Origin of the sequence: Streptomyces sp. CG4 (assembly GCF_041080655.1) — a bacterium.
GTDB lineage: Bacteria > Actinomycetota > Actinomycetes > Streptomycetales > Streptomycetaceae > Streptomyces.
Genome location: NZ_CP163525.1, coordinates 3,015,287 through 3,028,356, shown reverse-complemented (window position 1 = coordinate 3,028,356; position 13,070 = coordinate 3,015,287). Strand labels below are relative to the sequence as shown.

8 protein-coding genes are annotated in these 13,070 nt (G+C 70.7%); 6 read left to right on the top strand and 2 right to left on the bottom strand.

The genetic code is table 11. The features are described from left to right. Window positions 1–63: 63 nt before the first annotated feature. A complete protein-coding gene (locus AB5L52_RS13610; RefSeq protein WP_369364194.1) occupies window positions 64–1,062 on the bottom strand; it encodes an aldo/keto reductase in 999 nt (332 codons plus the stop codon). A 226-nt stretch (window positions 1,063–1,288) separates the two neighbouring features. On the opposite strand from AB5L52_RS13610, the gene AB5L52_RS13605 reads away from it, so the two are divergent. From AB5L52_RS13605 to serA, 6 genes are all read left to right on the top strand, one after another. Then, window positions 1,289–2,242 carry a 2-hydroxyacid dehydrogenase gene (locus AB5L52_RS13605; RefSeq protein WP_351029897.1) on the top strand — a complete coding sequence of 318 codons (954 nt, stop codon included), beginning with the start codon at window positions 1,289–1,291 and terminating at the stop codon, window positions 2,240–2,242. 411 nt (window positions 2,243–2,653) lie between these two features. Further along, window positions 2,654–5,746: an EAL domain-containing protein gene (locus tag AB5L52_RS13600; RefSeq protein WP_351564992.1), complete on the top strand. Its 3,093-nt coding sequence runs from the start codon at window positions 2,654–2,656 to the stop codon at window positions 5,744–5,746. Between the two features lie 273 nt (window positions 5,747–6,019). Next, entirely contained in the window at window positions 6,020–7,867 is a 1,848-nt protein-coding gene (locus AB5L52_RS13595) for an acetolactate synthase large subunit (protein WP_369364191.1), read from the top strand. A 22-nt stretch (window positions 7,868–7,889) separates the two neighbouring features. Then, the gene (ilvN, locus tag AB5L52_RS13590) at window positions 7,890–8,414 is read left to right on the top strand and encodes an acetolactate synthase small subunit (protein ID WP_351024241.1); all 525 of its coding nucleotides are present in this window, start codon (window positions 7,890–7,892) and stop codon (window positions 8,412–8,414) included. A gap of 131 nt (window positions 8,415–8,545) precedes the next feature. Continuing rightward, on the top strand, window positions 8,546–9,544 hold the full coding sequence (gene ilvC / locus AB5L52_RS13585; RefSeq protein ID WP_351024244.1) for a ketol-acid reductoisomerase: 999 nt from the start codon (window positions 8,546–8,548) through the stop codon (window positions 9,542–9,544). A gap of 242 nt (window positions 9,545–9,786) precedes the next feature. Beyond that, window positions 9,787–11,376: a phosphoglycerate dehydrogenase gene (gene serA / locus AB5L52_RS13580; RefSeq protein ID WP_351024247.1), complete on the top strand. Its 1,590-nt coding sequence runs from the start codon at window positions 9,787–9,789 to the stop codon at window positions 11,374–11,376. Window positions 11,377–11,437: 61 nt separating this feature from the next. Here the strand turns inward: serA and AB5L52_RS13575 are convergent, their stop codons facing one another. Then, window positions 11,438–12,979: an MFS transporter gene (locus AB5L52_RS13575; protein ID WP_351024250.1), complete on the bottom strand. Its 1,542-nt coding sequence runs from the start codon at window positions 12,977–12,979 to the stop codon at window positions 11,438–11,440. Window positions 12,980–13,070: the final 91 nt, after the last annotated feature.

Below are 13,070 nucleotides of genomic sequence, written 5' to 3'. Positions count from 1 at the left end.
CCCCCGGACACCGGCCCCTGGCCCCTGGCCCCCGGCCCCCACACCCCCTCAGTCCCACGCCCCTCAGTCCCAAGACCCCCGTGCCGCAGGCAGCCCCGATATCTCCGTCAAGTCCTGCTCGGTCAGGTGTACCTCGGTCGCCGCCGCGTTCTCCGTCGCCCAGCGTTCCTGTTTCGTGCCCGGGAGGGCGATCACATGGCGGCCCTGGGACAGGACCCAGGCCAGGGCCACCTGGGCCGGGGTGACGTGGTCGCCGTGGCGGCGCGCGATGCGGCGCAGGCCCGCGACGATCGGCTGGTTGGCTGCCATCATCTCGGCGGTGAAGCGGGGATGGCGGGCCCGGACGTCGTCCGGTTCGAAGCCCTCGCCGGGCGTCAGCGTGCCGCTCAGGAAGCCGTTGCCCAGCGGCATCGCCGCGAGGAGGCCCACGCCCCGCGCCTCGCACCACGGCAGCAGCGCCTGCAGGGCCTCCGGCGACCACACCGACAGCTCCGCCTCCACCGCGGCCACCGGGAACACCTGCTGCACCCGCTGCAGTTGCCGCAAGGTGGCGTCGTGCAGCCCGCCCCCGGAGCGGCGGCCGCCGCGCGCGCCCACCGCGCACAGGCCCAGCGCCCGCACCTTGCCGGCCCGCACCAGCTCGGCCATCGCGCCCCAGGTCTCCTCGACGGGGACCTCGGGGTCGGCGCGGTGCAGCTGGTAGAGGTCGATCACGTCGGTCTGCAGCCGCCGCAGCGAGGCGTCGCAGGCCCGCTTCACATACCCGGGGCGGCCGTTGGCCACGATGTGCTGCTCGCCCACCAGCAGCCCCACCTTCGTGGAGACGAAGGCGTCCGCGCGCCGCTCCTTCAGCACCCGGCCGAGGAGCAGTTCGTTGGTGAACGGGCCGTACATGTCCGCCGTGTCGAGGAGGGTCGAGCCCAGGTCCAGCGCCCGGTGCACGGCCTTGACCGATGTGTCGCCCCGCTGCCGTGACCCGCTGTACGCCCAGCTCATCGGCATGCACCCGAGTCCGATGGCCCCCACCGCGAGCGCCCCCGCGCCGATCGTCCTGCGCTCCACCTGCTCGTGACCCTCCCTCTGCCCGGACCCCAACCTAACCTCTGCACGCGCGCGTACCCGACGTAGGGCCTGCTCGGACCCCCCGGCCGAAGACGCGCGCGGGGGGCACCGTGCCTGACGCGCGCGGCGGACCCCGTGGCCCTCGTTCACCCGTGCCGACCGGCTGCCGCGGATTTTCTCCGGCCGGTCCGACCGGACGCGCCGGGCAGGACATAGCCTCCATGCCATGACTGCAGACGTATGGCTGCCCATAGCGCCGGAGGAGATCGAGGGGCTTCCCGAGGGGCCCCGGTACCTGTTCTGGGACGGAGGCGAGGACGGGAACCAGCCCTTTCCCGGCGACCCTGCGGACTGCGTCGTGTACGTGGTGCCGTACATGAAGCGGCTGTCGGTCAGAGTGCGTCCGCTGGAGCGGCTGGCCAACGTCCGGGTCATCCAGACGCTGACGGCCGGCGTCGACGACGTCACCACGCAGCTGTCGGTCATCCGGCCGGGCGTCCAGCTGTGCAACGCGCGCGGGGTGCACGAGGCGAGCACCGCCGAACTCGCCCTCACCCTGACCCTCGCCTCCCTGCGCGGCATCCCCGGATTCGTCCGTGCCCAGCAACAGGAGCGCTGGGAGAGCGCGGTCCATCCCGCCCTCGCCGACAAGAGCGTCCTCATCGTCGGCTACGGCGCGATCGGCGCCGCCATCGAAGACCGGCTCGCGCCCTTTGAGCTCGCGCGGGTGGCGCGCGTCGCGCGCTCTGAGCGCACCACGGCGCGCGGTCCGGTGCACCCGCTCACCGATTTGCCCTCCCTGCTTCCACACGCCGACGTCGTGATCCTTTCCACGCCCTTGACGGAGGAGACGAGGGGGCTGGTGGACGCCGAATTCCTGGCGCGGATGAAGGACGGGGCGCTGCTGGTGAACGTGGCGCGCGGGCCCGTCGTCGACACCAAGGCGCTGCTCACGGAGCTGGAGAGCGGCCGGATCGGCGCGGCCCTCGACGTCACCGACCCCGAGCCGCTGCCGCCCGGACACCCGCTCTGGCAGGCCCCGGGCGTGCTCATCAGCCCGCATGTGGGCGGGCCCTCCTCGGCCTTCCTGCCGCGCGCCAAGCGGCTCCTCGCCGACCAGCTGACCCGGTTCGTGCGCCACGAGCCCCTGCGCAACGTGGTCTTGACGACAGGGCCGTAATCGCTTCGCTCGCGGCCTCGTTAGAGCGGAAGGACCCCTCGTCCAGCACCCTCCGCAACCCCTCGGACGCGGGCCGTACCCGCATCCCCGCTGGTCGTCACGGAGCGTAGAGAAGCTATGTCCCTGAGTGACGATCCTGGTGTATCGTCCCGACAGGGGCTGCGCCGTCGACGTACGGCGCCGGGGATGGACATTTCAGATTTTGTGAGGGGGGCGACGGGCGATGCACGGCCTATGGACGAACGATCCGACGCGGCGGAGCCGCCGACGGCGGCCCTGGCGCACGGCCACGCGCAGACGCGGCCACCACACCAGCCATCACCAGCGGAGGCACAGCGCCCGCAGGAGGCACACGCACCCAGCGCACCGGGACCGTCGGGACCCGGGAGCGGCGCTCACCGGGAGGCCCCGGTGAGCGCGCCGCCCTCGATGACGACCGCCCTCGACGGAGCGGTGCGCGCACCGCTTCCACAGCAGGCGCCGCCGCACCGCCGGCCGGGCGTCGGCGAGGGCCCCCGCACGCTGGAGCAACTCGTCCTCGCCCTGGTCTGCGCGGCCTACGCCGTCGGGGCCGCGTTCGACTGGGGTGCGGGCGAAATGGCGCTGATCATGGGCGACTTCGGGCTGAGCGCCGCCGCGGGCACCGCCGCCGTCTCCTGCTTCCTGTACGCCCGCAATCCGCGCATTCGTTTCCGCTCGGCCTGGCTGCTGTTCGCCCTCTCCTCGGCGATGGCGGCCCTCGGCAACGCCGTCTGGGGGTGGTACGAGGTGGTCCTAGGACGGCCCGTGCCCAGCCCCTCCTACGCCGATCTGTTCTTCCTGTGCTTCGCGCCGCCCGCCATCGTGGGCCTGCTGGTGCTCGCCAAACGGCCGGTGACCAAGGCCGGCTGGATCTGCCTGGGGCTCGACGCCTGGCTGATCGGCGGCTCGCTGCTCACGCTGTCGTGGAGCCTCGCGCTCGCCCAGGCGGCCCGCTTCGACGGACCGAGCGTGGCGCACACCGCGCTGTCGCTGGCGTACCCGCTGCTCGACATCGCGCTCGTCAGCATGGTGCTCGCGCTGCACTTCCGCCGTGCCCCGGGCAACCGCACCGCGGTGAACACCGCGATCGGCGCGCTCGCGCTGACCGTGATGTGCGACGCGCTGTTCACCTCGCCGCTGCTGCACAGCAGCTACCGCTCCGGACAGCTGCTGGACGCCGGCTGGTTCGCCGGTTCGCTGCTGCTCGCCTACGCCCCCTGGGCCGCACCGCGCGCCACGGGCGCGCAGGAGGCGCACGTACCGGACGGGCACACCCGCGTGGTCCACGAGCACCTGCCCGGACAGCGCGGCACGGGTCACCAGCACGTGTCCGTGCCCGCACCGGGAGGTGAGCACAGCCGGTATCCGGCCGGCCGGCCGCTCACCGGCTCCATCGCCGCACTCACCCCGTACCTCGCCGCCGCCGTGTGCACCCTGGGCATCCTGTACAACGTCCTCAACGGCCGCCGGCCCGACCACGTGGTCCTGATCACCGCGGGCGCCGTCGTGCTCGCACTCGTCATCCGCCAGGGCATCATGCTGCTGGACAACATCACCCTCACCCAGGAACTGGCGCAGAAGGAGAACCACTTCCGCTCCCTGGTGCAGGGCTCCAGCGACGTGATCATGATCGCCGCACCCAACGGCATCCTGCGCTACGTCTCCCCGGCCGCCGCCGGGGTCTACGGCCGGCCCGCCGAGGAACTGGTCGGCAGCGAGCTGGCCAGTCTGATCCACCCGGAGGACCTGGGCTGCGTGGTGCACGAGGTGCGCCGCTTCCTCGCCGCCAGCCCACTGGAGGAACCGACCACCCGCATCGAGTGCCGCTTCCGGTTCGGCGGTGGGGGCACCTCCCGCTCTGGGGGCACCTCCCGGCCGGAGGCTGGGGGAGAAGCCGAGAGCGGGGGAGGCTGGCTCAATGTGGAGTCGACCGTCAACCGCCACCACGGCGGCCTGATCTTCAACAGCCGGGACGTGACCGAACGCGTGCGCCTGCAGGCGCAGTTGCAGCACAACGCCGAGCACGACCCGCTGACCGACCTGCCCAACCGCGCGCTGTTCACCCGGCGCGTGCAGCAGGCCCTGTCCGGCCGCCGGGCCACCGACCGGGGCGCGGCGCTGCGCAACACGGCCGTGCTCTTCATCGACCTGGACGGCTTCAAGGCCGTCAACGACACGATCGGGCACCAGGCCGGGGACGAGCTGCTCGTCCAGGCCGCCCGCAGACTGCAGGACGCGGTCCGGCAGGGGGACACCGCCTCCCGGCTGGGCGGCGACGAGTTCGCGGCCCTGATCGTCGGAGACGGCACCCGGGACCGTGCCGCCCGGGAGCGGAACATCCTGGAGCTGGCCGAACGCCTGCGGGTGACCCTCTCCCAGCCGTACCCGATCGACGGCAACGATGTCCGGGTCAACGCTTCCATCGGCGTCGCCTTCGCCGAGCCGGGCCTCGGCGCGGGCGAGCTGCTGCGCAACGCCGACCTGGCGATGTACCGCGCGAAATCGGCCGGAAAGGGCCGGGTCGAGCTGTACAAGCCGCAGATGCAGCAGGACGTCGTACGCAAGGCGGAGTTGGCCACCCGGCTGCGCGCCGCGCTGCACGACGGCGAGTTCGCGCTGCTGCACCAGCCGGTGGTGTGCCTGACGGGTGGCCGGATCGCGGCGGTCTCGGCGCAGGCGCGCTGGCGCTCCTCGCAGGGGGTGCTGTTCACCCCGGCGGAGTTCCTGCGGGTGGCCGAGGACGGTGACAAGACCGCCGAACTGGACCGCTGGATCCTGCAGGAGGCCGTCGAGCAGGCCGCCGAGCGGGCGGCCATCGGGGTCGTCGCCCCGGTGACCGTACGGATGAGCGCCCGGCGGCTGCTGGACCGCTCCATGCCGCTGGGCTCGGTGGAGGCGCTGCTGACCCGGCACGGGCTGCCGCCCGGCGCGCTGGTCGTCGAACTGTCCGACACCGATCCGCGGATCTCCCTGGACGAGCTGGAGCGCCGGCTGACCGCGCTCAGCCGGCTCGGGGTGCGGATCGCGCTGGACGGCTTCGGCAGCGGCCACGCGGCCATCACGGCCCTCAGAAGGCTGCCCGTCGACATCCTGAAGCTCGACCGCAGTCTGGTCGAGGGTGTCGTGGAGTCCGCGCGGCTGCACAAGATCACCAGTGGTCTGCTGCGGATCGCCGGGGATCTCGGGCTGCAGTCCATGGCCGAGGGTGTGGATCTGCCGGAGCAGGTGGTCGCGCTGCGCGCGATGGGCTGCACGCACGGGCAGGGCATGGCGTTCGCCGGGCCGCTGGACGAGTACCGGCTGCGCCGGGCGCTGGGTACCGGCCACTATCCGGTGCCGCACGCACCGGCGGAACCGGCCTTCGCCGGCAGTCTCAGGGAGCCACAGGGGCGTGCGGGGGTGTACACAGGGGGTGTACCCGCTGTCCTGGGAGGCGGCAGTGCCCTGCGTTCACATTCTGAGACTCCTGTCCCACCCACTTGACACCTGGTGCGCGTCGGGGGGAGGGTCAGTGCCATGCGCACCCGAATTCTCGTACTTGGACAGCGCGTCGGCTGAGCTGGGAATCGACCGGACCACGATCCGGAATCCCCAGCGACCTCACCGGCGCGCTCCCCTCGCTTGCCCTAGGGCACGAGGGGTTTTTTGTTGCACGGGCACCAGCCGAACTCCGGCCGAGCCCGAGCCGCACGTCGTAGAAACCTCGCAAAAACCCTCAGCGTCGAAAAAACCCTCAGCATCGAGAAGAGAATGCCGATGACCGAGCAGGCCACCGGGGCCCATCCGCAGCCGCGGCCCCGATCCGGAGGACAGCAGTCCGCCCCCGTCGAGCACGTCACGGGCGCGCAGTCCCTCATCCGCTCCCTCGAGGAGGTCGGCGCTGAGACGGTATTCGGTATCCCCGGCGGCGCGATCCTGCCGGCGTACGACCCGCTGATGGACTCCACCCGGGTGCGCCACGTCCTGGTCCGCCACGAGCAGGGCGCCGGCCATGCGGCCACCGGCTACGCTCAGGCCACCGGCAAGGTCGGCGTGTGCATGGCGACGTCCGGTCCGGGTGCCACCAACCTGGTCACGCCGATCGCCGACGCGCACATGGACTCGGTGCCGCTGGTCGCGATCACCGGTCAGGTCGCCTCGAAGTCGATCGGCACGGACGCCTTCCAGGAGGCGGACATCGTCGGCATCACCATGCCGATCACCAAGCACAACTTCCTCGTCACCAAGGCCGAGGACATCCCCCGGGTCATCGCGCAGGCGTTCCACATCGCCTCCACCGGCCGCCCGGGCCCGGTCCTGGTCGACATCGCCAAGGACGCCCTCCAGGCGAAGACCACCTTCTTCTGGCCGCCCACCATGGACCTGCCCGGCTACCGCCCGGTGACCAAGCCGCACGCCAAGCAGATCCGCGAGGCGGCCAAGCTGATCACCTCCGCCAAGCGGCCCGTCCTCTACGTCGGCGGCGGTGTCCTCAAGGCACACGCCACCGCCGAGCTGAAGGTCCTCGCCGAACTCACCGGAGCGCCCGTCACCACCACGCTGATGGCGCTCGGCGCATTCCCCGACAGCCACCCGCTGCACGTGGGAATGCCGGGCATGCACGGTGCGGTCACCGCCGTCACCGCGCTGCAGAAGGCCGACCTGATCGTCGCCCTCGGCGCCCGCTTCGACGACCGCGTCACCGGCAAGCTGGACAGCTTCGCCCCGTACGCCAAGATCGTCCACGCCGACATCGACCCGGCCGAGATCGGCAAGAACCGCGCCGCCGACGTGCCGATCGTCGGTGACGCCCGTGAGGTCATCGCCGACCTGGTCCAGGCCGTGCAGAAGGAGCACAGCGAGGGCCACAAGGGTGACTACACCGCATGGTGGAGCGACCTCAGCCGCTGGCGCGAGACCTACCCGCTCGGCTACGACCAGCCCGAGGACGGCTCGCTCTCCCCGCAGCAGGTCATCGAGCGCATCGGGCAGCTCGCCCCCGAGGGCACGATCTTCGCGGCGGGCGTCGGCCAGCACCAGATGTGGTCCGCGCACTTCATCCAGTACGAGAAGCCCGCCACCTGGCTCAACTCCGGCGGCGCCGGCACGATGGGCTACGCGGTCCCGGCCGCCATGGGTGCCAAGGCCGGACAGCCGGACCGGACGGTCTGGGCGATCGACGGCGACGGCTGCTTCCAGATGACCAACCAGGAACTGACCACCTGCGCCCTGAACAACATCCCGATCAAGGTCGCCATCATCAACAACGGCGCCCTCGGGATGGTCCGCCAGTGGCAGACCCTGTTCTACAACCAGCGGTACTCCAACACCGTGCTGCACAGCGGTCCGGAGGACATCAACCCGGAGGCCAAGGGCACGCGCGTGCCGGACTTCGTGAAGCTGTCCGAGGCGATGGGCTGTGTGGGCCTGCGGTGCGAGCGCCCGGAGGACCTGGACAAGGTCATCGAAGAGGCGAACTCCATCAACGACCGCCCGGTGGTCATCGACTTCATCGTCCACGAGGACGCGATGGTGTGGCCGATGGTCGCCGCCGGCACCTCCAACGACGAGATCATGGCCGCCCGGGACGTCCGCCCCGACTTCGGCGACAACGAAGACGACTGAGCGAGAGAGACGTAAAACGACCATGTCCAAGCACACGCTCTCCGTCCTGGTGGAGAACACGCCGGGCATCCTCGCCCGGATCGCCGCCCTGTTCTCGCGGCGCGGCTTCAACATCGACTCGCTCGCGGTCGGCGTCACCGAGCACCCCGACATCTCCCGCATCACCATCGTGGTCGGCGTCGAGGACCTGCCGCTGGAGCAGGTGACCAAGCAGCTCAACAAGCTCGTCAACGTGCTGAAGATCGTCGAGCTGGAGCCCGGTCAGGCCGTGCAGCGCGAACTCGTCCTGGTGAAGGTCCGCGCCGACAACGAGACCCGCTCCCAGATCGTCGAGATCGTCCAGCTGTTCCGCGCCAAGACCGTCGACGTCTCCCCGGAGGCCGTCACGATCGAGGCCACCGGATCGGGCGACAAGCTGTCCGCCATGCTCAAGATGCTGGAGCCGTTCGGCATCAAGGAGCTCGTGCAGTCCGGCACGATCGCCATCGGCCGCGGCGCCCGCTCGATCACCGACCGCTCGCTGCGCGCGCTCGACCGGACCGCGTGACCCCGAGGCACGGCTGAATCCGGGGGGTCGGCGACACTCCGTCCGCCCGGATTCCGAGATCCCGAAGCTTCCCTTCCCCTCACCGGCATACGGTGGGACGCACAACCTGCACACCAAGGAGAGAACCCAAAGTGGCCGAGCTGTTCTACGACGCTGACGCCGACCTGTCCATCATCCAGGGCCGCAAGGTCGCGGTCATCGGCTACGGCAGCCAGGGCCACGCCCACGCGCTGTCGCTGCGTGACTCCGGTGTCGACGTCCGCGTCGGTCTGCACGAGGGCTCCAAGTCCAAGGCCAAGGCCGAGGAGCAGGGCCTGCGCGTGGTGACCCCGGCCGAGGCGGCCGCCGAGGCCGACGTCATCATGATCCTGGTCCCGGACCCGATCCAGGCCCAGGTCTACGAGAAGGACATCGCCCCGCACCTGAACGACGGCGACGCGCTGTTCTTCGGCCACGGCTTCAACATCCGCTTCGGCTTCATCAAGCCCCCGGCCGGCGTGGACGTCTGCATGGTCGCCCCGAAGGGCCCGGGCCACCTGGTCCGCCGTCAGTACGAGGAGGGCCGCGGCGTTCCGTGCATCGCCGCCGTCGAGCAGGACGCCTCCGGCGACGCCTTCAAGCTGGCCCTGTCGTACGCGAAGGGCATCGGCGGCACCCGCGCCGGCGTCATCAAGACGACCTTCACCGAGGAGACCGAGACCGACCTCTTCGGCGAGCAGGCCGTGCTGTGCGGTGGCACGGCCGCGCTGGTCAAGGCGGGCTTCGAGACCCTGACCGAGGCCGGCTACCAGCCGGAGATCGCCTACTTCGAGTGCCTGCACGAGCTGAAGCTGATCGTGGACCTCATGTACGAGGGCGGCCTGGAGAAGATGCGCTGGTCGGTCTCCGAGACCGCCGAGTGGGGCGACTACGTCACCGGCCCGCGGATCATCACCGACGCCACCAAGGCCGAGATGAAGAAGGTCCTCGCCGAGATCAAGGACGGCACCTTCGCCAAGAACTGGATGGACGAGTACCACGGCGGTCTGAAGAAGTACAACGAGTACAAGCAGCAGGACTCCGAGCACCTGCTGGAGACCACCGGCAAGCAGCTGCGCAAGCTGATGAGCTGGGTGAACGAAGAGGCGTAAGCCTCACGTCAGGGGGTCGGGGCAGACTGCTCCGGCCCCCGTCGTCCGTTTGTTGTCCACCCCGTCCAGCACCGGACGGGTGATCCTTCCGCAGAGGCGCAGGACGAGCACTGTCGCGCCACTACACTGCTGCACAACACGCGTCAGGCCCACAGCGTCGTGCGTCTTCCGCGGCTTGCCCCTCCTCCGCCTGCGGCCGTCGGGACGGCCGTCCGCATGCATTGGACTTGTGAGGACCTCACGTGAGCTCGAAACCTGTCGTACTCATCGCTGAAGAGCTGTCGCCCGCGACCGTGGACGCACTCGGCCCGGACTTCGAGATCCGGCACACCAACGGAGCGGATCGAGCCGAACTGCTCCCCGCCATCGCCGATGTCGACGCGATCCTGATCCGCTCCGCCACCAAGGTCGACGCCGAAGCCGTCGCCGCGGCGAAGAAGCTCAAGGTCGTCGCCCGCGCCGGCGTCGGCCTGGACAATGTCGACGTCTCCGCCGCCACCAAGGCCGGCGTGATGGTCGTCAACGCCCCGACCTCCAACATCGTGACCGCCGCCGAGCTGGCCTGCGGTCTGCTCCTCGCCACCGCCCGCAACATCCCGCAGGCCAACGCCGCGCTGAAGAACGGCGAGTGGAAGCGCAGCAAGTACACGGGCGTCGAGCTGGCCGAGAAGACCCTCGGTGTCGTCGGCCTCGGCCGCATCGGCGCCCTGGTCGCCCAGCGGATGTCCGCCTTCGGCATGAAGGTCGTCGCCTACGACCCCTATGTGCAGCCCGCGCGGGCCGCGCAGATGGGCGTCAAGGTGCTCTCCCTGGACGAGCTGCTCGAGGTCTCCGACTTCATCACCGTCCACCTGCCGAAGACCCCCGAGACCCTCGGCCTGATCGGCGACGAGGCGCTGCGCAAGGTCAAGCCGAGCGTGCGCATCGTCAACGCCGCGCGCGGCGGCATCGTCGACGAGGAGGCGCTGTACGCGGCGCTGAAGGAGGGCCGGGTCGCCGGCGCCGGCCTCGACGTGTACGCCAAGGAGCCCTGCACGGACTCCCCGCTCTTCGAGCTCGACCAGGTGGTCTGCACCCCGCACCTCGGCGCCTCCACCGACGAGGCCCAGGAGAAGGCGGGCATCGCGGTCGCCAAGTCCGTCCGTCTCGCCCTCGCCGGCGAGCTGGTGCCGGACGCGGTCAACGTCCAGGGCGGTGTCATCGCCGAGGACGTCAAGCCCGGTCTGCCGCTCGCCGAGCGCCTCGGCCGTATCTTCACCGCGCTCGCCGGCGAGGTCGCCCACCGCCTCGACGTCGAGGTCTACGGCGAGATCACCCAGCACGACGTGAAGGTGCTGGAGCTGTCCGCGCTCAAGGGTGTCTTCGAGGACGTCGTCGACGAGACGGTGTCGTACGTCAACGCGCCGCTGTTCGCGCAGGAGCGCGGCGTCGAGGTACGGCTGACCACCAGCTCCGAGGCGAACGAGCACCGCAACGTCGTCACCGTGCGCGGCACCCTCGCCAGCGGCGAGGAGGTGTCGGTCTCCGGCACGCTGGCCGGCCCGAAGCACCTCCAGAAGATCGTCGCGGTCGGCGACTACGACGTCGACCTCGCGCTCGCCGACCACATGGTCGTCCTGCGCTACGAGGACCGTCCCGGTGTCGTCGGCACCGTCGGCCGCATCCTCGGCGAGGCGGGCATCAACATCGCCGGCATGCAAGTTGCTCGCGCAGCGGTGGGCGGCGAAGCGTTGGCTGTGCTTACTGTCGATGACACGGTGGCCGCCGGTGTGCTGGCCGAAGTTGCCGCGGAGATCGGTGCTGCGTCGGCCCGGTCGGTGAACCTGGCCTGAAACATCCTCAAAACGCCGGACGGGCCGAGAGCGATCTCGGCCCGTCCGGCTTTCTCGTGCCCTACTTCTCGTCCCGCACCTCGATCCTGCGCAGCGTCACCGCCGCACCCACCGCCGCCAGCGTCACCACCACCGCCCCGGCGATCGCCGCGCCCTGGAAGCCGTCGGTGAACGCCTGCCGGGCCGTGGCGAGGAGGGACGCGCCGGCTCCGCCGGGGAGATGTGCGGCCGTGTAGAGGGCGTCGCCCAGGGATTCGCGGGCCCCGGCCGGAGCGGAGGTCGGCATCTCGTGGCGGTAGACCGCCGTACCGATGGAGCCGAGGACGGCCATGCCGAGCGCGCCGCCGAACTCGGTGCCGGTCTCCAGCAGTGAGGAGGCCGTGCCCGCCTGCTCCACCGGGGCGCTGCTCATGGCCAGATCGACCAGCTGGGACGTGATCGCGACCATCCCGCAGGCGAGGACGCCCGCCCCGGTCAGCACCAGCCACAGCGAGTCGGTGCCGAGGGAAGCCAGCATCGAGAAGCCGCCCGCCATGGCAGCGAAGCCGCCGGCGACGACGTACCCCCGGCTGACGCCCCGCTGGACGAGCTGGGCGGTGACCGGACCGGCCAAGCCGATGAACACCGAGGGCAGCAGGCTCCACAGGGCCGCGGCCAGCGGGCCCTTGCCGAGGACCGACTGCAGGTACTGCGTGGTGAAGATGGCCGAGCCCAGCATGGCGAGGGCGGCGACGAGGTTCAGGACCAGCGCCGGGGCGAAGCCGCGGCCCTTCAGCAGGGCCGGCGGGATCAGCGGGGAGGCGCTGGTGCGCTGCCGGCGGACGAACAGTGCGGTGAAGAGCAGGCCGACGGTGATCGAGACGATGTACAGCGGGTGCCAGCCCTCCGAGGGGATCTCCTTGAGGCCGTAGATCACGGGGAGCACGGCGGCCATCGACAGCGGCACGCTCAGCCAGTCGAAGCGGCCCGGGTCCGGGTTCTTCGACTCCGGCAGCAGCACCGGGCCGAGGAGCAGAAGCAGGACCATCGCGGGCAGGTTGACGAGGAAGACCGAGCCCCACCAGAAGTGCTCGACGAGCAGGCCGCTCATCACCGAGCCGAGCGCGATACCGCCGGTCATCACGCCGGACCACAGGCCGATCGCCTTCGCCCGCTGGCCGGGGTCGGTGAACATCGTGCGCAGCAGTGCCATCGTGGACGGCATCAGGGTCGCGCCGCCGATGCCGAGGACCGCGCGGGCCGCGATCAGGGTCTCGGCGCTGTTCGCGTAGGCCGCGAGGAGCGAGGCGGCGCCGAAGGCGGCGGCCCCCATGAGGAGGAGCTTGCGGCGGCCGATGCGGTCGCCGAGCGAGCCCATCGTCATCAGCAGGCCGGCCAGGACGAAGCCGTAGATGTCGTAGATCCACAGCTGCTGGGTGCCGCTCGGGTGCAGGTCCGCGCTGATCGCGGGGGTCGCGAAGTACAGGACCGAGACGTCCATGGAGACCAGCAGCAGCGGCAGCATCAGCACGCCGAGAGCGGTCCACTCGCGCCGTCCGGCGCGGGCGTGGGCGGCGCTGTCGGCGCCGACGGAGGGCGTGGTGCCCGTCGAGTTCGTCGTCATGCCAGCGACTGTACGGACGTCTTAAACGTTTGTCTAGAACGAATGTATAAGTCAGTCGTATAGGTCATCTGTCTAGGACGGCTGTATGGAT

What these genes read in the sequence shown, in the direction of transcription:
- AB5L52_RS13605 (WP_351029897.1), top strand. Translation starts at nt 1,289, where the DNA reads ATGACTGCAGACGTATGGCTGCCCATAGCGCCGGAGGAGATCGAGGGG.
- AB5L52_RS13575 (WP_351024250.1), bottom strand. Translation starts at nt 12,979, where the DNA reads ATGACGACGAACTCGACGGGCACCACGCCCTCCGTCGGCGCCGACAGC.
- ilvN (WP_351024241.1), top strand. Translation starts at nt 7,890, where the DNA reads ATGTCCAAGCACACGCTCTCCGTCCTGGTGGAGAACACGCCGGGCATC.
- AB5L52_RS13595 (WP_369364191.1), top strand. Translation starts at nt 6,020, where the DNA reads ATGACCGAGCAGGCCACCGGGGCCCATCCGCAGCCGCGGCCCCGATCC.